Origin of the sequence: Methylobacterium sp. UNCCL125 (genome assembly GCF_900116795.1) — a bacterium.
In the GTDB taxonomy this organism is placed as follows: Bacteria; Pseudomonadota; Alphaproteobacteria; order Rhizobiales; family Beijerinckiaceae; genus Methylobacterium; species Methylobacterium fujisawaense.
This window is the reverse complement of record NZ_FPBW01000007.1, coordinates 158,339-178,720: the sequence shown is the minus strand read 5'-3', so window position 1 is coordinate 178,720 and position 20,382 is coordinate 158,339. Positions and strand designations below refer to the sequence as shown.

At 68.8% G+C, this 20,382-nt stretch carries 19 protein-coding genes; 8 read left to right on the top strand and 11 right to left on the bottom strand.

The window, feature by feature from the left end; all coding sequences use genetic code 11:
* Positions 1–5: 5 nt before the first annotated feature.
* The gene (locus BM396_RS08970; protein ID WP_043379161.1) at positions 6–1,031 is read left to right on the top strand and encodes a glycosyltransferase; all 1,026 of its coding nucleotides are present in this window, start codon (positions 6–8) and stop codon (positions 1,029–1,031) included.
* A gap of 31 nt (positions 1,032–1,062) precedes the next feature.
* Here BM396_RS08970 and BM396_RS08965 read toward each other — a convergent pair whose 3' ends face one another.
* The 8 genes from BM396_RS08965 to BM396_RS08930 form a co-directional block, all read right to left on the bottom strand.
* Positions 1,063–1,371, bottom strand: a complete 309-nt coding sequence (locus BM396_RS08965) for a hypothetical protein (protein ID WP_043355166.1) — start codon at positions 1,369–1,371, stop codon at positions 1,063–1,065.
* A gap of 183 nt (positions 1,372–1,554) precedes the next feature.
* Positions 1,555–1,860: a hypothetical protein gene (locus tag BM396_RS08960; RefSeq protein WP_091994769.1), complete on the bottom strand. Its 306-nt coding sequence runs from the start codon at positions 1,858–1,860 to the stop codon at positions 1,555–1,557.
* A gap of 456 nt (positions 1,861–2,316) precedes the next feature.
* Positions 2,317–2,559 carry a hypothetical protein gene (locus BM396_RS08955; protein ID WP_043379164.1) on the bottom strand — a complete coding sequence of 81 codons (243 nt, stop codon included), beginning with the start codon at positions 2,557–2,559 and terminating at the stop codon, positions 2,317–2,319.
* Between the two features lie 97 nt (positions 2,560–2,656).
* Complete coding sequence (locus BM396_RS08950) at positions 2,657–2,878, bottom strand: DUF6894 family protein (RefSeq protein WP_043355162.1); 222 nt, start codon at positions 2,876–2,878, stop codon at positions 2,657–2,659.
* Positions 2,879–3,676: 798 nt separating this feature from the next.
* Positions 3,677–4,504 (bottom strand): LuxR C-terminal-related transcriptional regulator, encoded by an 828-nt coding sequence (locus BM396_RS08945; protein ID WP_043355160.1) that lies wholly within the window; start codon positions 4,502–4,504, stop codon positions 3,677–3,679.
* 695 nt (positions 4,505–5,199) lie between these two features.
* Entirely contained in the window at positions 5,200–6,435 is a 1,236-nt protein-coding gene (locus tag BM396_RS08940) for a glycosyltransferase family protein (protein ID WP_043379166.1), read from the bottom strand.
* Positions 6,432–8,789: a GumC family protein gene (locus BM396_RS08935; protein WP_043379168.1), complete on the bottom strand. Its 2,358-nt coding sequence runs from the start codon at positions 8,787–8,789 to the stop codon at positions 6,432–6,434. Before BM396_RS08935 ends, BM396_RS08940 begins: the two co-directional genes overlap by 4 nt.
* 92 nt (positions 8,790–8,881) lie before the next feature.
* The gene (locus BM396_RS08930; protein WP_244538847.1) at positions 8,882–10,117 is read right to left on the bottom strand and encodes a polysaccharide biosynthesis/export family protein; all 1,236 of its coding nucleotides are present in this window, start codon (positions 10,115–10,117) and stop codon (positions 8,882–8,884) included.
* Between the two features lie 429 nt (positions 10,118–10,546).
* Here BM396_RS08930 and BM396_RS08925 point away from each other — a divergent pair, with 429 nt between their 5' ends.
* The 7 genes from BM396_RS08925 (at position 10,547) to BM396_RS08895 (ending at position 17,229) form a co-directional block, all read left to right on the top strand.
* Positions 10,547–11,095, top strand: coding sequence for an acyltransferase (locus BM396_RS08925; protein ID WP_043355152.1), 549 nt, complete (start codon positions 10,547–10,549; stop codon positions 11,093–11,095).
* Positions 11,096–11,108: 13 nt separating this feature from the next.
* Positions 11,109–12,137 carry a Gfo/Idh/MocA family protein gene (locus BM396_RS08920; RefSeq protein WP_043379174.1) on the top strand — a complete coding sequence of 343 codons (1,029 nt, stop codon included), beginning with the start codon at positions 11,109–11,111 and terminating at the stop codon, positions 12,135–12,137.
* Positions 12,134–13,249, top strand: a complete 1,116-nt coding sequence (locus BM396_RS08915; protein ID WP_043379175.1) for a DegT/DnrJ/EryC1/StrS family aminotransferase — start codon at positions 12,134–12,136, stop codon at positions 13,247–13,249. Before BM396_RS08920 ends, BM396_RS08915 begins: the two co-directional genes overlap by 4 nt.
* Positions 13,233–14,264 carry an NAD-dependent epimerase/dehydratase family protein gene (locus BM396_RS08910; protein ID WP_043355148.1) on the top strand — a complete coding sequence of 344 codons (1,032 nt, stop codon included), beginning with the start codon at positions 13,233–13,235 and terminating at the stop codon, positions 14,262–14,264. The genes BM396_RS08915 and BM396_RS08910 overlap by 17 nt, the downstream gene beginning before the upstream one ends.
* A complete protein-coding gene (locus tag BM396_RS08905) occupies positions 14,261–15,397 on the top strand; it encodes a DegT/DnrJ/EryC1/StrS family aminotransferase (protein WP_043379178.1) in 1,137 nt (378 codons plus the stop codon). Before BM396_RS08910 ends, BM396_RS08905 begins: the two co-directional genes overlap by 4 nt.
* Positions 15,394–16,194: a polysaccharide deacetylase family protein gene (locus BM396_RS08900; RefSeq protein WP_043379180.1), complete on the top strand. Its 801-nt coding sequence runs from the start codon at positions 15,394–15,396 to the stop codon at positions 16,192–16,194. Before BM396_RS08905 ends, BM396_RS08900 begins: the two co-directional genes overlap by 4 nt.
* Positions 16,195–16,281: 87 nt before the next feature.
* Positions 16,282–17,229: a glycosyltransferase family 2 protein gene (locus BM396_RS08895; RefSeq protein ID WP_043379183.1), complete on the top strand. Its 948-nt coding sequence runs from the start codon at positions 16,282–16,284 to the stop codon at positions 17,227–17,229.
* Between the two features lie 55 nt (positions 17,230–17,284).
* On the opposite strand, the gene BM396_RS08890 is transcribed toward BM396_RS08895, so the two are convergent.
* From BM396_RS08890 to BM396_RS08880, 3 genes are all read right to left on the bottom strand, one after another.
* A complete protein-coding gene (locus BM396_RS08890; protein WP_199807236.1) occupies positions 17,285–18,244 on the bottom strand; it encodes a polysaccharide pyruvyl transferase family protein in 960 nt (319 codons plus the stop codon).
* 95 nt (positions 18,245–18,339) lie between these two features.
* Positions 18,340–19,245: a glycosyltransferase family 8 protein gene (locus BM396_RS08885; RefSeq protein WP_081948558.1), complete on the bottom strand. Its 906-nt coding sequence runs from the start codon at positions 19,243–19,245 to the stop codon at positions 18,340–18,342.
* A gap of 69 nt (positions 19,246–19,314) precedes the next feature.
* The gene (locus tag BM396_RS08880; RefSeq protein WP_051975928.1) at positions 19,315–20,364 is read right to left on the bottom strand and encodes a glycosyltransferase family 2 protein; all 1,050 of its coding nucleotides are present in this window, start codon (positions 20,362–20,364) and stop codon (positions 19,315–19,317) included.
* Positions 20,365–20,382: the final 18 nt, after the last annotated feature.

The window sequence follows — 20,382 nt, the reverse complement described above, 5'->3', positions numbered from 1 at the left end:
GTCCGGTGCGCAGATTACAGGCCCCGTCCCCCGTCCCGGAGGTCTGCGTCATCATCGCGGCCCGGGACGCCGCGGACACGATCGCGACCGCCATCGCCTCGGCGCTCCGGCAGCCGGAGGTCGCGGAGGTCATCGTGGTGGACGATGCCTCCGCGGACCGGACCGGCGCGGCCGCCGCGGCGGCCGACGACGGTTCGGGCCGCCTGAAGCTGATCCGGCTGTCCGTCAATGTCGGACCCGCGGCCGCCCGCAACCGGGCCATCGCGGCCGCGACCGCCCCGCTGCTCTGCATCCTCGACGCCGACGACCACTTCATCGACGGCCGGCTCGGCCGGCTCCTGTCCGCGCCCCGGACCTGGGACCTGATCGCCGACGACATCATCATGGTCCGCGGCCGCGAGGCGGGCTCCGCCGCCGGCCTCGTGACCGGGCCCGGGCGGCCGCAGCGGCTCACCCTCGCGACCTTCGTGGCCGGCAACATCCCCCGTCCCGGCGCGTACCGGCGCGAACTCGGCTTCCTGAAGCCGGTCATGCGGCGGGGATTCCTGGAGCGGCAGGGGCTGCGCTACGACGTGCGCCTGCGCCTCGGGGAGGATTACGCCCTCTACGTGGAGGCGCTGGCGGCCGGGGCGGTGTTCGCCGTGACGGCGCCCTGCGGCTATGTGGCGGTCGAACGGGCGAACTCGCTGAGCGCCCAGCACCGGACGGACGATCTCGCGGCGATCCTGGCCTTCGACGACGCCATGCTGGCCCGGCCGGGTCTCACCCCGGACGCCCGGGCGGCGCTCCGGGCTCACCGGACCGCGACGGCCAAGCGCTGGCAACACCGGCGCGTTCTCGACCGGCGACGCGCCCAGGGCTACGCGGCGGCCGTGAGGGAACTGCTCGGCACGCCCATGGCGTGGCGGCACATCCTGTCGGTGACTCTGGCGGCCAAGCTCGCGCGCCTGGTGCCCACGGCTGCGCCGGACCGGGAGATCCGGCCGCGCCTGCTCCTCGGGCCCGAGCGCCGCCTCGAGCCCGTGCGCTGATCCCAGGCTCCGGCCGAGCCTGCCTGGCGGATCAGCGGTCGCGCTCCGCCTTGCGGGTGCGGACGGCCGCCACGTCGGAGCAGACGTCGTCCAGCGCGCAGCGGACCCGTTCGAGGGCGGTCGAGAACGCCGCGTCCAGATTCGGATCGACGGCGTCCCGCTTCGTGCCCTGGTGGAAGCTGTCCAGCAGGTAGGGCATCATCTTGCCATGGAGCGCCACGTAGGCACCGGGGCTGGACAGCTCGTAGACCACCGCAAGAGCGTGATAGGCCCGGATCAGGACCTCGAGCGCGACATCCGCACTGCGCGCGCCTCGATCACAATCATCGCTGCATATCATCGTGATTGATATTCTATTGCCGCCCTTTTCTCCAGGTAACATGCTCAATTATATCTGTCGATATTGAGGCCAATTGCACTTTTCGACAAGGCGTGCCGCACGGCGATTTAGCGGAGGCCCATGGCTCGACTGCAACAGTCGCAGAACGGACAAGCTCAGCGCAAGCCTATCTCAAGACGATACCTAGCTGCGCATAGGTCGTGTCGGCCGGATCATCGTGGCAATCTTGTTTTCAACCTCAACGAGGACGCTGTTCACAAGTTGAACGGCGTCGTCGACTGTCCCGGTTGTCAGGCTTCCGTTGCGGCTTGTTTCTTGAATGATGCGGAAATTATCTTCGACGAACGAGCGGATCTTCTGCTGAACATCGCCGAACTCGCCAGGATGAGCCGTCTCATAGAGCAGGGCGAGGGCCAAATAGGCGCGCCCGACCATGTCCAGCGCCAGGGTTGTACTGATATCCGAATTTTCCGCTTCTGGCGCCGGCACGACGACTGAATTTCCTGTCGCAAGCTGAGCTGCTACTCTATCACACTCTCAATTCGACGCCAGCCATGTCGAATTTTTTCAATGGGATGGCGCCTTTCACGCATCCCGTTCGGACCGCGACCGTCCCGAACCCGCTTTCCGGCGGAGCTGGCCCGCGGGGGGACTGTCCAGGACACGGCGTGCCGCTTCGGCCGGATCGGGCGCGAGGCGGGCGACCGCACGTGGAGAGCCCGCATCCGCCGGCGCCGACAGGCAAGGCCGCCGCATGGCTCGATCGGCGGATCGGCCGCCCCGGGGGCATCGGTCAGGGTCGGGCCCGTCGCAAGACGGGGCAGGCGCCGGCCGTTAAGGCGCGGCGAGCAATCGGCGCCGGTGCGGGCGTGGGGGCCTGTGCCCGGGACGCCCTGTCTCAAGGGGAGCGAAACCGGGCGTGCCGCGTCGCTCCGGGCGGAACCGTCAGCGGGTCGCGCTGCCCTGATGCCGGACGCGGTCGCGGCTCGGGAGCGGCGCGAGACCGTGCTCGACCCGCAGCTTGAGTCCGAGGATCCGGTTGTGCCGCGCCATGGCGCGAAGCGATTCGGCCGTCTCGATATCGCCGCGCAACTGCAGGGCGTCGGCGGCCAGCGCCATCTGGGCGGCCATGGCATCAGCCTGCAGGGCGGCGCGCGGGTCGGTCGAGGAGAGGGGCATTCCGGCCATGGCTGCGACGGTGCGAGGGCTGGCCCGATCCTCAAGACGATCCGTTAACGATATCTTAACAGGCGCGCCTCGGAGGCGGCGGGTGCGGCCAGTGCCGTCACTTCCGGATGGGCAACCGGCCGACCAGCCAGCCGGCCTCGTTGCGCACGAGCAGGGTCCAGAGCGGTTCTCGGCCGCCTCCGGTGATCTCCTCGGCCATCTCGGCGATCACGCTGCGGGCCTCGATCAGGGCTTCCTCGAGGCCCGCGGCCTCGACGCCGACCAGGTCGCGGATCGTCTCCTCGGCATTTGCGATCTCGAAGTAGAAACGCGCCGCCAACAGGATTCTCCTCGGTCGGAACTCTTTCGGGAGTTCTCTGCTATAGCCCGATGCGCGCATCTTAGCCGCGTGCGCCCTGAGATGAAGCGGTCAGAAAAGAGCAGCCGTCTTTGGCAATTCGGGTGATGCCTGTGCGCAATCTTCGCCGGATCGCCGAAGGATGGCTCGACGTAGGCCGAAGGGCGTAGCCGTCTGACACCCGCGATGTCCGGACGGTGATGTCGGGGCAGCACGGGTGCGGACCGAAGGACGGGGGATGTCGAGCCCTGCGCGGACGTGCCGGCGCCTCCCAAGCCCCCAGGCTGGGGCGGGGAGACGCGTCCGGCGCCGCGCTGCGGGGCGCCGCCAAGCGCGAGGCGGGCGTGGCCCTGAATGCGGGTGGCGGCGGTCGGCGGCCGGGTGCGCGATGCCTGGACGGGCGGCGGCCCACCAGCGGCCGAAGCGGCCAGTTCCGGTGCGGCCCGGCGCCCGCATGCCCGACGGGGCGGGCGAGACGCTGCGCGAACTGCCCGCGACGGAGTGGGGCGGCCGGCAGGGAAGCGATCTCGACTTCGCCCACGATGGGGCCCGTCGCCGCGCGAGCCGGGATCTGCGCCGATGATCGCGCCCGCCGGGGCGGCGCGGGCGATCCGTCCGCTTCAGGAGCCCGATGCCTCGAGCGGCGGCGAGGCTGACGAGGCCCCTCCCGGGCCGATCAAGCCGTCGACCGGAGAGGAGTCCGTGAAGCCCCGCTTGGCGCCGCCGGATCGCGGTCTCGCCGGGGTCACCCCGCGACCGCGGGAGGGGCGCCGGGAGCGATCAGGCCGCGGGGGCCTTCACGCTCGCCAGGCTCGAATCCTCCCGGAGGAAGTACTTGTTCGTCAGATAGGCGACTTCCGTCCGGTTCTTGGCCTTGAGCTTCTTCATGATGTTGCGGACATGAACCTTCACGGTGCTCTCGCACATGTTCAGTTCATACGCGATGATCTTGTTCGGCGTGCCCTTCCGCAGCGCCCGCGCCACGCAGAGCTGCCGCGGCGAGAAGATCTCATCGTCGCCGGCCTCGACCGGCTCGTCCACCTTGATGTTGGCCAGCAGGGGCAGGAGGCACTCGGCCGGGATGTAGACGCCGCCGGCCTGCACGAGCTGGAGGGCCTGCAGGGCGATGTCGACGGAGGTCGTCGTCGGAATGTAGCCTTTGACCCCGAGCTTGATGATCCGCACGATCTGCTCGAGGTGCTCGCCGTCCGAGATGACCGCCACCGGCGGCGTGCCGGCCTCGCCCTGCAGGAAGGTCAGCTCCCGGGTGATCTCGGCCCACTCGGTCTCGGACAGATTGCCGTCCGGCCGGCAGAGGACGACCACGCTCGCCGGAACGAAGGGCGTCTGACGCTTCCACGATTCGATGTCCGCGAAGACTTCGAACGAAGTCTCCCGGTCGGCCTCGCTGAGCGAGGCGGCGAGGCATCGGCCGACGAGTTGGCGTCGATCGATGATCACGATGCGGCTGGAGCGGCCCCGGGACTGGTCCCGTTGCTCGACGACGGCCGGGTTGTCACCGGCATGTGCACCCGAAAAGCCGCCGCGGCTCTCGGCCGTGTCCCGCTCAACGATGATGAGCGCGTCTCGAGTACCAAGACTGGCCATGAGAAATTACCTCCTTTCGAAGGAAGTCCATTGTCAGCGATGACGTGAGTACCCAATGAGCCCGCCGACGGCGTGACACTGAGATACGCGGTCGCTCCGGTCGTCTGGGGCGATGGCCGATGACCACGGATACAATGCTAACTTTCGTAAAATCGCCTGTAAATACCCTGTATGAAATTAACTGCCTAAATTTCTTCTCTAAATACAATCATCGCTCACTACGTACGTACAGGGTGATTTGTTTGATAGCCGGTTCTTGAACTGATCGAGATGTGCATTCGCAAGGTCGTTTGTCGTCGGGCAGCGATCGGTCTCAAGATCTTTGCGAATGTAGTCCATCGTTCATCGATTTTCTGAATGATCAAACTTTGCTTTGCTTGCCTCCGCTTATTGCTAAGGCGTTTGGCTTGGCTTTCGAACCGATTTCGATGATCCGAATGCGCTTCAGGTATTAGATTGCAAGTATTCGCCCCAATGCGATCCGGTGTCAAATGATGAGGCTAAAATGCAACATATGTGGGTGTTTGTTGGGGCTGTTTTGAGTCGAGTACTGATTTCATGGGTACGCTGCGGCACCGAATGGCAGGGCATCCGGATCCGCGGCGCGGCTGGGCGTGCCGCCCGGCGCGGCGGGCGAATCAGCCCGCGCCTGCGCGCCGGAATTGCGATGCCCGGACTGCTCTGAAGAGGCCTGTTCAGTCCACCCGGACCAGGAGATCGCGCATGCCGCCGACATCGACGAACGTGGCGAGGTCGCAGGCGAGCAGGCGGGCGTGTCGCTGCGCGTAGACGGCGGGCGTCAGCGTCCGCAGGAACGCCGTCACGGAATCCGCGAGCGGCTCGGGGAAGGCCCAGCCGAGCCCTTCGGCGACCGCGTAGCGCCCGGTGGCGGTCGAGGCGCGCGCGAGCGTCAGCGCCCCGCACAGGCCGCCCTCGTAGAGCCGGTTCGGCAGCAGCCAGTCCGAATTCAGTCCGTCGTCGAGGTAATCGACGGCCCAGCTGAAGTGGATCCCACTGTAGATCTCGGGGAGATCGCGGGGATTGGCGTAAGGACCGCGGAACGCCATGTTCGCACGGCCGTCCAGGGTTTCGGCCAGCACGCGCGGGGCTATGTCCTCCTCGGAGAGACGCCCCGCCAGGACGATCCGCACCGAGTCGCCGAGGGCGTCGGCAATGGCGGCGAGAAGCGTCAGGCTCCTGCGGCAGCGCAGCGTCCCGAACCAGCCGATCACCCAGGGCGGCTCAGCCGCGCGGGTGCGATCGAGCCGGTCCGCCACCTCGCCGAGGCGATGGCCCATGACCTTGTTCTCCAGCAGATGCCACGCGCCGGTGAAGCCTTGGACGGGCCGGAAGTACCGGTCGATGAAGTCCGGTGCGCTCACGACGAGGAGGGCGCTGCGGCGGAGGAGCCAGCGCTCGACCGTGCGGGCGATCCGCCCCGGGGCGTCCGGCCGGACCATCAGCCGCTGGATGTCGAGCACCTCGTAGACGAGGCGCGCGCGGCTTCCGGCGAGGCGTGAAGAGGTCCAGGCCACGAGGGCCATGTCGAGGTTGCGCACGTAGATCACGTCCGCCGCGCGCAGGTCGGGCCCGCGGCGCAGGGCGCGGAGGATGCCGAGGGCGAGGCGCGGCAGCCGGCTTGCGTAGTTCCGGTCGACGGTCCGGCCGAGCGGGACGGCATCGTCCGCCTCCCGGGGCGTGGCTGCGCCGCCGGGTCGGGCCCGCTCGAAGGCGTAGACGACCACGGACCAGCCGGCTTCCCGGATGGCATCGACCCGCTTCCGGACCGTCGGCTCGGCCAGATCGTGGCCGAAGAAGGCGACCCGACGGCCGGGCGCGGTCTTCGGGTTCGCGACCGCCGGGGGCGCGGTGGCCGCGCCCGGCCCGAAGGCCGAGGTCCGGCCGATGCCCCGGCTGAGCGGGCCGATCACAGAGCCGCCTGGGTTGCGTCGTGGGTCCGCCGCGGGGCCGTGGCCCAGCGCCGGAGCGCGCTCCTGAGGCCGCCGCGCCGGACCGTCGTCCCGTCGCTCGTCTTGTTGAGCACGATGCCCAGGACGGTGCTGCCGCTCGACTCGAGATCGTGGACGGCGGCGGCGACCTCGTCGATGCTCGTCCGCCCCGCCTCCACCACGATGATCAGACCGTCGAGGCTGTCGAGGAGCGGCTGGAGAGTGGGCAATTCGTCCACCGGCGGCAGATCGACGACGACGCGGTCGAGGGTGGTGCGCTCGTCCCCGACGACCGACGCGACGCCTTCCGGGGTCATCAGGTCGCTGAAATGGGGGTCGTTCGGGTGGCGGTTCCCGCAGGCGAGCAGGCGGACTTCCCCGGGCTGGGGCCGGACCGCCTCCGTGGCGCAGCAGCGGCCGGCGAGCACATCGAGCAGGCCGCGCTGGTCCGTGGCCCGGTTGATCTGCGAGAGCGTCGCACGCCTGACGTCCGCGTCGATCACCAGCACCCGCCCGGCGCTCGACCGGACGCGGGCGAGGAGCTGACCGAAATTGCTCGCGAACAGGGTCTTGCCCGCGCCGGACCCCACCGAGGTGACGCCGATCGCGAAGACCGCACCGCGGCGATCGCTGCCCAGCACATGGGCCTTCAGGCTGTGCAGGCGCTCGACGAAGACCGATTGGGGCATGAACCGCACCGCGCTCGCCTTGAACGCTTCGACATTGGCCGGGCGCTGCGCCTCGCTGGCATGGGCCTGAGCCAGCGCCAGGGCGGCCCGGAAGCCCGGCTCGCGCCGCAGCTCGGGGAGAGCGGCGAGGCAGGTCAGGCCGTGGCCGGTGAGCTGCCGGGGCGAGCGGATCGTCCGGTCGAACCAGTGCCGCGCGAAGGCGCCGCTCACCCCGAACCCGGTGCCGACGAAGAGGCCGAGAAGCAGGATCAGGCTGCCGCGGGGCGCGCTCGGAGCCTCCGGCACGGTCGCCGGCGTGATCACGTGGGCGGAGGGCTGCGGATAGGATTGCTGGTTGACGGCGTCGATGTAGCGCTGGAGCAGGTTCGTGTAGATCTGGTCGTAGGTCTCGGCGGTGCGGTCGAGTTCTTTCGCCTTGACCCGGGCATTGCTCATGATCAGCGTCTTCGAGATCAGGGCGTCGAAGGCCGCCGTCATGCTGTCCTCGCGTGCCTTGGCGACCTCGTAATCGTGGTCCAGGGACATGGCGAGGCGCTCGAGTTCGGTGCGCAGCGACTGCTTGGCCGCCTGAATGTCCCGCTGGATCGCCTGGACCGCCTCGTGGTCGGGGCCGAGCCGGCGCTTCAGGTCGTCGGCGCGCTGCACGAGGTCGACATATTGCCGGCGCAGCTGGATGATCACGCTATCCTTGAAGGCCTCGGTGATCCCGGGATCGGCGATGTCCGAATCGAGGAGCCCGCGGATCTGGTCGCGCACCGCCCGGGCATCCATGGTCTTGGCGCGGGCCGCGGCCACGGCGGTGTTGAGCTCCTCCACCTGCTGCTCGCCCACGAGGCCGCGCTTGCCCAGGTCGATGATGGTGTGCTCGGCCTTGTAGGTCTGGGCCTCGCGCGAGGCCTGGCTGGCGCGCTGCTGGAGTTCCTTCAGCCGCGGCAGCATCCACTCGCCGGCGACCTTCCAGATCTGGGCCCGGTTTTCCAGCTCGGTGCTGACATAGGCCTCGGCCACCGCGTTCGCGACGGCGGCGGCGGTGGTCGGGTTGTCGGCGCTGTACCCGACCTCGATGACGTAGGCCGCGCCGATGCGGTTGGCCTCCACGTTCTCCCGGAGGGTCCGTGCCTGGCTCAGTTCCGGGCTCACGGGGGCAGTCTCCCGGACCGGCGGTTCGGTGCCGATCAATCGATGGGGGAGCGCCTTGAGGGCCTTCACGACCTCACGGATCTTCGCCACCAGCGGGTGCGAGGGCACCGCGAGGTCCTGCAGGGGGGGGAGGCCGAGCCGGCGCACGGCGGCCAGCGCGATCTTCTCCGAGCGTATGTACTCGACCTGGCTCTCGACCTCGGCGATCTCGAGCGGGGCCCCGGCATTGGGCGTGTCGCGGGCCGTCACCGGGCTGGTGCGGCTCTCGATGTAGATGCGCGTCCGGGCCGTGAAGATCGCGGGTGCGGTCGCGACGTAGAATCCGGCGCAGACCAGGCCGATGGTGGCGAAGACCAGGATCGACCGCCAGTTCTGCCGGGCGATCGTCAGGATGGAGACCTGCGCCTCCGCCTCGGACGAGAACGGCAGGCTGCGCCAGGGGCCCGTCCCACCGGCGCGGGCCGCACCGATCGGCAGGAAGGACGCGCTGGTCGAGTGTCGGTTCATGGCTCTCTCCTCACCGCGGCGGACACCGCCTCGGAGCGCTCTCTGTCGAAGGGGATGTCGGCTCGGCCCATGGGGTGCCGAACCGGGGGGCGTCAGTTCTGGCCGGCTCCGTCACCGATGCCCCGCAGGGTGGGATCCGGCTTGAGCGCGACCTCCAGGACGTCGCCCGGCTGAAGCTCCATGTCCTCGGCGGCGTCGAGCTGGGTCCGGGACGTGCTGCCCTGGCGGAAGACCGAGATCGCGGCCTGCGCCCGGCTTCCGGATAGGAGCTGGGCCCGCAGGGCGCCGGTGTAGACGAGCTTGTCGTTGATGCTGTTCAGCTTCGAGCGAAGTGCCGACAGGTTGCTCTCCGCGGCCTGGAGCTTCTCCAGGGCGTCCATGGCCTGCAGGTCCTCGACCCGCTCGAGCTTGCGGGCGACGTCGCTCTTGTCACGGTCGAGCTGGGTGAGCTGGACCGTCGTCTGCAGGGCGCGGGTCGAGGAGAGCAGCACCGCCCGCCGGGCGTCGGTCAGCCGCGTGGTGACCACCGCGCCGCGCTGGAACAGGGCACGCACCGTGTCGTACTCCTCGGCATCGGCGTTGACGCCCTCCTTCTCCTTGACCTGCTGCTCGCTGAGATTGGCGTACTGCGTCTGGGCCCGGGCGAGGGAGCGCTGCAGATGCTCCTTCTCCTTCGCGATGTCGGTCAGCTGGATCCGGAGCTGCTGCTCGGCGAGCTTCTGCGCCGGTGTCGGGCGGCCGCCCGAGGCGGCCTGCGGGTCCGCGGCCGGGGCGCTCCTGTCCCGCGGCGCGGCGATGATCGCCTTCAGGCGCCAGATCGTCGCATTCTCCCGCGCGATGCTCGCCCAGGTCGCATCGTAGTCGGCGCGCAGGTTCGCGGATTCGATGATCGGGTTCTCCATCCGGAACCGCAGGAGATTGTAGCCGCCCGCGAGGGCGACCGCCTGCCGGACGGTCATGCCCGGATGGAACGGGTGCTCGCCCTGCTTGGTCACGTCGCCGCTCAGGTAGATCGGCTGGTACTTCGCGACCCGCACGCCGATCTCGTCCGGCTCGATCACGGCGATCGTTTCCCTGCCGTCCGGGCCGCGCTGCCGCACCGCCTTGGCGGCCAGGGTCTTCTGCAGGTTCCGGCGCAGCTCAGCGAGGGTCAGGCCGGCGGCCGGCACGTCCCCGAGCAGCGGGACCATGAGGGCGCCATCGGTCGAGACCGTGGATTCCTGCTTGAAGTTCGGGAGGCTCAGGGCCGACACCTCGATCGTGTCCCCGGGGGCGATCCGGTACTCCGCCGCCGCGGGGACCGTGAACAGGGCGAGCAGGCAGGCCATGATGCCGGCTCGGGAGGCGCGCCGGGTGACGGCGGACCGATATCCGGCAGGCATAGGCTCAGTCTTCGCCAGAATCCTCGACACGCGTCGTCCCCTCGAATGCGCTGCCATGTCCGGGCGTGGCCATCGAGCGGCGAACCGCGCGTCGGCCTCACGGGCTTATGGGTGGCTGAGGCGGCATGATGCGTAACGGCAAAGTCCGCCGGGACTCCTCCAAAAGGTGGGCCGGCGCCGTCCCGTCGGGGCAGGATCCCCGCCTTTCGGCGTAGGCGCGGCGACCGGAGCGCCGCCGGATCGCGACGGCCGGCAGCATCGGGCAGACGCTATTCGCCTTTCGACGGACGAACGACATCGAAAGCCTGGGTTCCCGGCCACCTGCAGCTCTGTGCAGCTTTACCGCACGGAAATTCGGCGGGTGGAGCGACCGGTATGCCGATTAATGATGTCAATATTGGTTCCGATGTGGGCATATTGTACCCAGATCTGGTCAATATTTATGGATGTCGAATCGAAGACGGCTCGCGCATCGGCCCGTTCGTGGAGATCCAGCGCGGCAGCCATATCGGCCCGCGCTGCAAGATCTCCTCGCACAGCTTCATCTGCGCGGGCGTCTCGATCGGGGCCGAGGTGTTCATCGGCCACGGCGTGGTCTTCACCAACGAGCTCTATCCGGAAGCCACCAACGCGGACGGGAGCCTGAAGCGGGACGGCGAGTGGGAGCTCGTCGAGACCGTGGTCGAGGCCCGCGCCTCCATCGGCTCCAACGCCACCATCGTGGCGGGGATCACCATCGGCGAGGGCGCCCTGGTCGGCGCCGGCGCCGTCGTCACCCGGGATGTCCCGGCCTTCGCCATCGTCGCCGGATGCCCCGCGCGGGTCGTCGGGGACACGCGCACCAAGCGCGCCGAAAGCGCCGCGCGCGCCCGTTCCGTCCAGTCGCCGCGGCCCGAGCCGGCCGAGCCTCTGCAGATTGCTTGAGGGGAATGCACTCATGATCTCGATCGGTATCGTCGGATACGGCTACTGGGGGCCGAACCTCGCCCGGTGCACGTCGGAGAGCGAGCGCTGCCAGCTGGTGGCCATCGCCGACCAGTCGCCCGCCGCGCTCGCCCGGGCCGGCAAGCGCTACCCCGCCGTCCAGCTCCATCAGGACTGGCGCGACCTCGTGGCCGATCCCGCGATCGACGCCGTCATGGTGGCGACGCCGGTGAGCTCGCATTTCGAGATCGCCATCAACGCGCTCCGGGCCGGCAAGCACGTCTTCATCGAGAAGCCGATCACGCCCTCGGCCTTCGAGGCCCGGCTGCTGATCGAGGAGGCGGCCAAGCGCAACCTGAGGCTGATGGTCGATCACACCTTCGTCTACACGGGCGCGGTCGAGAAGATCCACGAGCTCGTCACGACCGACGCCATCGGCGACGTGTTCTACTACGACTCGACCCGGGTGAACCTCGGCCTGTTCCAGCGCGACGTGAACGTGATCTGGGACCTGGCGGTCCACGACCTCGCGATCCTCGACCACATCCTGGATCTCGCCCCGGTGGCGATCTCGGCGAGCGGCACCGGCCATTTCAGCGGCCGTCCCGAGAACATGGCCCACCTGACCGTCTTCTACCCGCGCGGCGTGGTCGCGCAGATCAACGTCAACTGGCTCGCGCCCGTGAAGGTGCGGCAGACGCTGATCGGCGGCAGCAAGAAGATGATCGTCTACAATGACCTCGACCCGATCGAGAAGGTCAAGGTCTACGACCGCGGCGTCACGGTCGGCGGCGGCTCGGACGACATCACCGAGCTGATGGTCTCCTACCGGACCGGCGACATGTGGTCGCCGCACCTGTCCTTCCGCGAGGCGCTGATCGTCGAGATCGAGCACTTCGCCGATTCCATCGAGAACGGCACCGCGCCCATGACCGACGGCCACAGCGGCCTGCGCGTCGTCGAGATGCTCGAAGCCGCCATGCGCTCCCTGCGCCAGAACGGCGCCCCCATCGACCTCATGCCACTTGCGAGGGCCTCGTGATCCCCTTCCTCGACCTCAAGGCGCAGTACGCGGCGATCGGCGGCGACGTCGAGACCGCAATCCTCAACGTCCTGCGCAGCGGCGACTTCGTCCTCGGCCCGGCGGTCAGCGCCTTCGAGACGGCCTTCGCCGAGGCCTGCGGCGCCCGCCACGCGGTCGCCGTCAGCAGCGGCACCGCGGCCCTGCACCTCGCCCTCCTCGCCCTCGACATCGGCCCGGGCGACGAGGTGATCACGGTCTCGTCGACCTTCGTGGCGACGGTCGCGGCGGTCCTGTATGCCGGGGCCACCCCGGTCCTCGTCGACATCGACCCGGTCACCTGGACCATGGACCCGGCCCTGGTCGAGGCGGCGATCACGCCCCGCACCAAGGCGATCCTGCCGGTGCACCTCCACGGCCGGATGGCCGATCTCGACGCGCTCGGCGCCATCGCCCGGCGCCACGGGCTCGCCCTCGTCGAGGACGCCGCCCAGGCGCATCTCGCCGAGCGCGGCGGCCGCAAGGCCGGCACGATCGGGGATATCGGCTGCTTCAGCTTCTATCCCGGCAAGAATCTCGGGGCCTACGGCGAGGGCGGCGCCATCGTCACGGACCGGGACGACCTCGCCGCGGCGGCCCGCTGCCTGCGCGACTGGGGCCAGCAGGGCAAGTACAACCACGTCCGCCACGGCTTCAACCTGCGCATGGACGGCGTCCAGGGCGCGGTGCTGGGGGTCAAGCTCCCGCACCTGGAGGGCTGGACCCGCGCCCGCCAGGCGGTGGCGGCGGAGTACGGCGCCCGGCTCGCGGGCCTCGGCCTGGAGCTGCCGGCGCCCGCCGGGCTCGACCACGTGTTCCACGTCTACGCCGTGTCGACGGCGGACCGCGAGGGGCTGCGCCAGTACCTCAACGCGGCCGGCATCGCCACCGGGATCCACTATCCCGTCCCGGTCCACCGGCAGCCCGCCTACAGTCACCTCGACGACGGCGCCGGCCGCCTGCCGGTCACCGAGCGGCTGGCCGCCCGGACCCTGTCCCTCCCGATGTTCCCCGAGATGACGTCCGCGCAGATCGACACCGTCTGCCGGGCCGTCGCGAGCTACTGCGAGGTCGCCGATGCCCAAGCTGCGTGAGGTCACCAAGGGAAGCCGGTTCAGCGGCGACCTGCGCGGGACCCGGATCCTGGTCACCGGCGGATCGGGCTTCATCGGCTCGCACATCATCGACCTTCTGGTCGAGGCCGGCTGCGACGAGATCGTGGCCATCGACAACATGATCCGCGGCCGCCCCGAGAATCTCGGGGACGCCCTCGGCTCCGGCCGCGTCCGCCTCGTCCAGGGCGACATCCGCGACCGCGCCCTGATGGAGACGCTGGTCAAGGGCACCGACGTGGTGTTCCACCAGGCGGCCCTGCGGATCACGCAATGCGCCGCAGAGCCGCGCCACGCCTTCGAGGTGATGGCCGCCGCGACCTTCAACCTGCTTGAGAGCTGCGTCGAGGCCGGCGTCGCCAAGGTGGTGATGGCCTCCTCGGCCTCGGTCTACGGGATGGCGGAGGTCTTCCCGACGACCGAGAAGCACCACCCCTACGACAACCGGACCCTGTACGGCGCCGCCAAGTCCTTCGGCGAAGGTCTGCTGCGCTCGTTCAACGACATGTACGGGCTGGACTACGTCGCGCTCCGGTACTTCAACGCCTACGGCCCGCGGATGGACCTGACCGGCCGCTACACCGAGGTCATGGTCCGCTGGATGCAGCGCCTGGCCGAGGGCCAGTCGCCGATCGTCTTCGGCGACGGCCTGCAGACCATGGACCTCGTCCATGTCCGCGACATCGCCCGGGCCAACATCCTGTCGGCGATCTCGCCGGCCACCGACGTGGTGCTCAACGTCGGCACCGGCGTCGAGACCTCGCTGGTCGACCTCGCCGGCCATCTCACCCGGATCATGGGCCGGGACGGCACGCCGCTGATCCACGAGGCTGAGCGGGCCGTGAACCCGGTGCCCCGGCGCCTCTGCGACACGAGCCTCGCCAAGGCGCTGATCGGCTTCGAGGCGAAGATCGGGGCGGCCGAGGGCCTCGCCGACCTCGTCGCCTGGTGGCAGGACGAGTCCCGCTCGGAACACCTGCGGCGGGCGCTGGCATGATCCCGATCGCCAAGCCCGAAGTCGGCGACCCCGAGGCCGAGGCCGCCGCCGCCGTCGTCCGCTCCGGATGGCTGACCCAGGGGCCGCAGGTCGCGGCCTTCGAGACGGAGTTCGCCGCGATCGTCGGCGCGCCCCATGCCTGCGCGGTCTCGAACTGCACGACCGCGCTGCATCTCGCCCTCCTCGCCGTCGGGGTCGGCCCCGGCGACGAGGTGGTGACGGTGAGCCACAGCTTCATCGCCACCGCCAACGCCATCGCCCAGTGCGGGGCGACGCCGATCTTCGTCGACATCGACCCGGCGACCTACAACATGGCCCCGGACGCCGCCGCGGCGGCGATCACCGGGAAGACGAAGGCCATCGTCTGCGTCCACCAGATGGGCATGCCCTGCGACCTGGAGGCGATCGTGGCGATCGGGCGCCGGTCCGGCATCCCGGTGATCGAGGACGCGGCCTGCGCCATCGGCTCCGAGCGGCTCCAGGGCGACGTCTGGCGGCCGATCGGCAGCCCGGCGGGGGACATCGCCTGCTTCTCGTTCCACCCGCGCAAGGTGCTGACCACCGGCGACGGCGGCATGATCACCACCGCCAACGCCGCGTGGGACCGGACCTTCCGGCTGCTGCGCCAGCACGGGATGAGCGTCTCCGACATCGCCCGCCACGGCAGCGCCCGGGTGGTGGTCGAGGAATACGCCATCGCGGGCTTCAACTACCGGATGACGGACGTGCAGGCGGCCATCGGCCGGGAGCAGCTGAAGCGGCTGCCCGACCTGATCGTTCGGCGCCGCGACCTCGCCGACGGCTACCGCGCGCGGCTGGCCGACCTCCCCGGGGTGACGCCGCCGCCCGAGCCGATGGGGCTGCGCAGCAACTGGCAGAGCTACTGCGTCCGCCTCCCGGACGCTGCGGACCAGCAGGCGGTCATGCAGGCGATGCTCGACCGGGGCATCGCCACCCGCCGGGGCATCATGTGCGCGCATCTGGAGCCGCCCTACGCCGAGGCGCCGCGGCGGTTCGCGCTGCCGGAATCCGAGCGGGCCCGCGACCACGCGATCCTGCTGCCGCTCTACGCGGCGATGACGGAGGCGGCGCAGGATCAGGTCGTCGACGGCCTGCGCGCCGCCCTGCGATGATCTCCGCACCGGTCAAGAGCCTCGCCCGGACGGTCGGCCTGACCCGCCCGCGCGTCGCCGCCGCCCGGATGGCCTGCGAGCGCACGACGCTCGCCCTCGCCCGCCGGCGTCGGGCCCTGCCGGGCGGGCGCATCCTCTGCTACCACTCGGTGGGCCAGCCGGAATGCGGCGTCAACGACGTCGCCCCCGGGCGCTTCCGGCATCAGATCGAGCGGGCGCTCCGTCTGGGCTACCGCTTCGTGCCGGCGGCCGCCATCGCCGAGGGACGCGGCGGCGCCCGCGACCTCGCCATCACCTTCGACGATGGCTGGCACAGCGTGCTGAGCGCGGCGGCCCCGATCCTGGGTGATTACGGGATCCCGTGGACCCTGTTCATCGTGGCGGGCTGGCTGGACCGGCCCGAGACCGGGCCGCGCGGCATCCTGGACTGGCGCGCCATCGAGGCGCTCGCTGCGGCCGGGGTCGAGATCGGCAGCCACTCGGTGACGCACCCGGATTTCGGGCGCCTCGACACGGATCGGACCGTCGAGGAACTCGTCGTCTCCCGGGCCATCATCGCGCGGCGCCTGGGCGTCGCTCCGGCGAGCTTCGCGATCCCGCTCGGTCAATCGATGAACTGGACGCCCTTCGCCCAACAGGCGGCCCGCGAGGCCGGCTACCGGACCCTCTATGCGCAGGCGGAGGAGACCAAACCTGAGGGCACCGTGGGGCGGACCTTCGTCACCTGCTTCGACCATGATCTGATCTTCCAGGCCCTGCTGCGCGGCGCCTTCGATGCGTGGGAAGAATGGGTCTGATCTCCGGCGTCTCGGGGTGCTCCAACAGTCCGAGGCCGTACTGCCCTGTCATGTCGCAGCAGATCCATCGGCCTGGGAGGCGCCCCGATGCAAGACGGTCCGAGGCTGGTTTCGGTCATCGTGCCGACATTCCGGCGGCCCCATCTTCTGCGCGGTGCGCTCGCAAGCATCCGGCGCCTCGAAGATCGCGATCTCGCGTTTGAAATCCTCGTCGCGGACAATGGGGGCGCGTGCGAGAACCGGGCGATCGCCGAGGCGTTCGGGGCCACCTACGTGGCGGTGGAGCGCCGCGGGCCGAGCGCGGCACGGAATGCGGGCCTGCGTTTGGCGACCGGCGACTTCATCGCTTTCCTCGACGATGACGACGCGTGGCTTCCGGGGAATGTGCGTGCGCAGATTGCGGTCCTCGATGCGGATCCCGCCTTGGACGGCGTTCTGGGGCAGGCCGTCGGCACGGACCCGGACCTGAAGAATCCCTCAGCCCCTTGGCCGGAACGGCATCCGGGCGTCGGCGACGCGCTTCTTCGGACCATGCTGAGCGGCTACTTTCCTCAACTGGGCACGCTCGTGGTCCGCAGACGCGTCCGCGATTTGGTGGGTCTGTTCGACGAGACGCTCATCGGTGGAGAAGACCTGGATTGGCAGCTCCGTATCGCCCGCCGGCGGACCCTGGGCTATGTCGAGACACCCTGCATGCTCTTCCGCGGCCGCGCCCACGGCACCTACGACGCGATTCAGTACGACCGTCTTGCCTACGACCGGCTGGTCTTCTTCAGGCATAGTGTGCCGGAATGGCGTATCTGGCCCTCGCCCCTCGCGTTCCTCAGGGCGTATCAAGGCACGCTGCAGCACTTTTACTGGTATTTCGTCACGATCATGATCGCCGCAGCCTCGCGCGGCCAGAAGCGCCGGGCCTTCAGGGCCATCGTCGGAGCGCTGAGGGTCTTCCCGGTCCGCGCGACCTATCATCTGGTCGCGCGCCGGGATTGCCGAAGGGCGCTGGTTCAGATGGCCTCGATGCATCGGCCGATCTGATCGGACGCCAGCCGGGCCGTCACGGGGATCGGCGGGATCGCCCCCGCGGCCGCCCTCACGCCGTCAAGCGCATCGACCGCATCGACGCGGAACGGGCCGAAGCCGATGCCCGCCCGGTCGCGCGCAGGCCCGAACCGCCGCGGGACAGAACGAACCGATCTATGGCAGAGGCGACTCCGTCGACGGCCGCATCCAGCCGGGTGTCGCGGCTCATCTGCGGCTCCGCATGCGACAGCTGCTGCAGACGCTTCGCGGCGATCCAGGTCAGCATCTGATTGACGGGCTTGAGAGTCGGCATCGTGCTCGAACGCGCCGCGCGCCAGACTTCGGCGTTGGGCCAAACGGCGTGATACATCTCGCGGATGTTGCTCGGCAGCAAGGCATGCGGGCGCAGGTCGATCTCGAGGGACTCGGACCAGTCCCGCCACTTCATGCGATGCGAGTGATGGAGCGGCTTGGCGGCGATCCAGGGCGTGCGGAGGGCATCGGCGACGATGGCGCCGTGCATCGCCTCGGTGATGAGGAGCCTGGCGCCCCTGATCTGGGACAGGATCCGCCCGACATCGTCCCGGGGATCGATCAGCGTGACGCCCGCCATCCGGCAGGCCACCTGCCAGAAGCCACGCTCCAGGCTTTCGTAATGCGGCATGAAGGCGACCGTGATGCCCGACGCGGCCTCCGGCAGCGGCAGCAGGCGCAGCAGGACGGCTGGATCGCAGATCGCCCGCTCCGCCGGGAGGCCGAGGCGCCGCGCGGTCCCGGGGCCACGGACGAACAGGACGTCCCAGGATCCGTCATGCACGTCCGGCATCGCCGAATAGCCGCCGTAGCCGGACCCGATAACGTATTTTCTTGCCGATCTCGGGTAAATGTCTTGGATGATCGAGCCGATCCCGAGGAACAGCGCCTCCTCGCGATCATCCAGAAAGCCGTCCGGAAGCATCGCGCTCCAGACCAGCGGGTTGAGTTCATCCCCGAAGTTCGGCGGATCGCCGGCAAAGTAGGTCAGCTTCATGTCGGGCGCCGTGGCGTGTCGGGGTTCGACCGGGGCCGCGTCGGCGCGTTCGGCGCCGGCACGCTTCCGAGAAACTCAGGAGAAGGCCGGCTTCGCTATTGGAGGCCGAGGTTCCATCTGCAGAAGCATCTGAAATTCCACAGCAGCCAGCGCAGACGCCATTTGAGCCGGGTCTTGAAGCCGATGCCCGCATTCCGCAGGAGGCTCAGGCCGAACTCGGCACCGCGCAGCTCCTTCAGGTAAAGCCACGCCAGAGGATGCCATTCGTCGCGGCGCCAGGGTTTGGTCGCGTCGGTGAAGTGGATGATCTTCGGCCGCGGGGCGCTCCGGGTCAGGGCGGTCCACGTTGCGAACTTCTCGTAGAGGAAATTGCGCTGGAAGTTCCAGTGCGGTGGAATGCTGGTCCAGCGGTTCCAGAAGCTGATGTTCAACGCATCCTGATCGTCGTAATCGTAGACGTTGCTTGCAAGGAGCGCGATCGTGTGATCGAAGCTCTGGTCCGCTCTGAGTTTCTGGACATCCAGCAGGAGCACGCCCGCGTTGAAGTATCGGCCCTGGGCCGGCAGGCCGTACCGCGCGGCGAAGTCGCGCGGGTTGAGGCCGGCATCGACCACGGCTCCGAGCGCATGGGCGCCGAGGTCGAAGTCCCAGAGTTCGGCGATGTCGCTTTGAAGGATGAGATCGGAATCGAGATAGATCGCACGGCTGACGTCAGGCGGCATAAATCGCGGGATCATCAACCGGAAATACGTCGCCCGACTCATGCTCGGGCGATGGGCGTCGAACCCGAGCAGGATCGGATCGCAGATCTGAATCCACTCGATCGTGGCGCGTTGGGTCGAAACCTGGGCTCGGCTGGCCGCGTCGATGCCGTCATGGAAGACGAAAAACCGCAGCGGGTTGCGTTCGTTTCGTGTCTCGATCGAGCGCATGACCACACGAAGTTGTGGGATGTACGACTGATCGATGCCGAATGCGACGTTTATGACGGGCCTCTGCACGTCGTCCTCCGCTCGATTGCACCTGTGCTGACATGCGGCGCCGAGAAGCCACCGTCCGCGACAGGATGTTCAGGCGGGCCACCAGCCGGTGACCTCGCCATGGTTCGTCCAGTCGAGACGACAGTCCCGGATCGACCGTCCGTTCGATCGGTGCAGCTGCCTGCGGAAGGTATGGAGCGCCGAACGACCGATCACCCGCTTCAGGGCGAGCTTCCACCAGTCGCGCCGCAGGAGCAGGTGCGGATCGAACTCCGCTGCAGCTGCGAGGATCTCCTTCCAGTCGTCGTCGTGATGCAGGGTGAAGGAGTTGCTCGCCGTGATCAGGAGTTCGCGTCCGATCCGCCGCTGCATCGCGGCCACCCATCCCTGAAGCTCGGGGATCCTGTCTCCCTGCTCCTGCAGGATGACGCGGCAGGTTTCCATCTGCTCACGGCGATCGCTGATCGCCTGTGCATAGTAATGAGAACTCATGTTCTGGTTATGCCAGCGGTAATAGGCCTGCTTTGCATTCAGGATGACCACGGGCCCATGGCACGCGAAGCGCATCCACATCTCCATGTCGGAGGTGTGCCGCATCTTCGGATTGTAGCCGCCGAGACGATGCTGGACGGATGTGCGGACGATCACGACCGGGGACGCGAACTGGTTTCCGAAGTCGCAGAAGCGCTTGATGAACGTGCGCCCCGGGACGAGCCGGCATTCCGGGTCCGATGCGTCGGCGACGGCCACCGGCTCCACGTCGCCGGCCTGGGACACCGCCATCCCGCAGACGAGCCCCGCTTCGGGATGCCGGTTCAGCGCCTGCGCCGCGCGGGCGAGCGCCCCGGGCGTCAGCATGTCGTCGGCCGAAAGCAGCAGCGTGTAGTCGGCCGTGGCCCAGTCGATGATTCCTTCGTTGAAGGTCTTGATATGTCCCTGGTTGACCGTGTGGCGCCGATAGGTGACGCGGGCATCCTCCCGGGCCAGGGCCCGTCCCACCTCTTCGGATGAGTCGTTCGACATGTCGTCGATGATGAGAATCCGGACGTCCACATCGCGCTGCGTCAGGATACTGTCGACGCATGCGCGGAGGTAGCGGCCGTAATTGTAGCAGGGGACGACGACATCGACCGTGCTCATGGTTCTTTGCCTTCCCGA

What these genes read in the sequence shown, in the direction of transcription:
- BM396_RS08920 (WP_043379174.1), top strand. Translation starts at nt 11,109, where the DNA reads ATGATCTCGATCGGTATCGTCGGATACGGCTACTGGGGGCCGAACCTC.
- BM396_RS08910 (WP_043355148.1), top strand. Translation starts at nt 13,233, where the DNA reads ATGCCCAAGCTGCGTGAGGTCACCAAGGGAAGCCGGTTCAGCGGCGAC.
- BM396_RS08930 (WP_244538847.1), bottom strand. Translation starts at nt 10,117, where the DNA reads ATGGCCTGCCTGCTCGCCCTGTTCACGGTCCCCGCGGCGGCGGAGTAC.
- BM396_RS08905 (WP_043379178.1), top strand. Translation starts at nt 14,261, where the DNA reads ATGATCCCGATCGCCAAGCCCGAAGTCGGCGACCCCGAGGCCGAGGCC.
- BM396_RS08895 (WP_043379183.1), top strand. Translation starts at nt 16,282, where the DNA reads ATGCAAGACGGTCCGAGGCTGGTTTCGGTCATCGTGCCGACATTCCGG.
- BM396_RS08955 (WP_043379164.1), bottom strand. Translation starts at nt 2,559, where the DNA reads ATGGCCGGAATGCCCCTCTCCTCGACCGACCCGCGCGCCGCCCTGCAG.
- BM396_RS08900 (WP_043379180.1), top strand. Translation starts at nt 15,394, where the DNA reads ATGATCTCCGCACCGGTCAAGAGCCTCGCCCGGACGGTCGGCCTGACC.
- BM396_RS08965 (WP_043355166.1), bottom strand. Translation starts at nt 1,371, where the DNA reads ATGATATGCAGCGATGATTGTGATCGAGGCGCGCGCAGTGCGGATGTC.
- BM396_RS08890 (WP_199807236.1), bottom strand. Translation starts at nt 18,244, where the DNA reads ATGAAGCTGACCTACTTTGCCGGCGATCCGCCGAACTTCGGGGATGAA.
- BM396_RS08925 (WP_043355152.1), top strand. Translation starts at nt 10,547, where the DNA reads ATGCCGATTAATGATGTCAATATTGGTTCCGATGTGGGCATATTGTAC.
- BM396_RS08935 (WP_043379168.1), bottom strand. Translation starts at nt 8,789, where the DNA reads ATGAACCGACACTCGACCAGCGCGTCCTTCCTGCCGATCGGTGCGGCC.
- BM396_RS08945 (WP_043355160.1), bottom strand. Translation starts at nt 4,504, where the DNA reads ATGGCCAGTCTTGGTACTCGAGACGCGCTCATCATCGTTGAGCGGGAC.
- BM396_RS08880 (WP_051975928.1), bottom strand. Translation starts at nt 20,364, where the DNA reads ATGAGCACGGTCGATGTCGTCGTCCCCTGCTACAATTACGGCCGCTAC.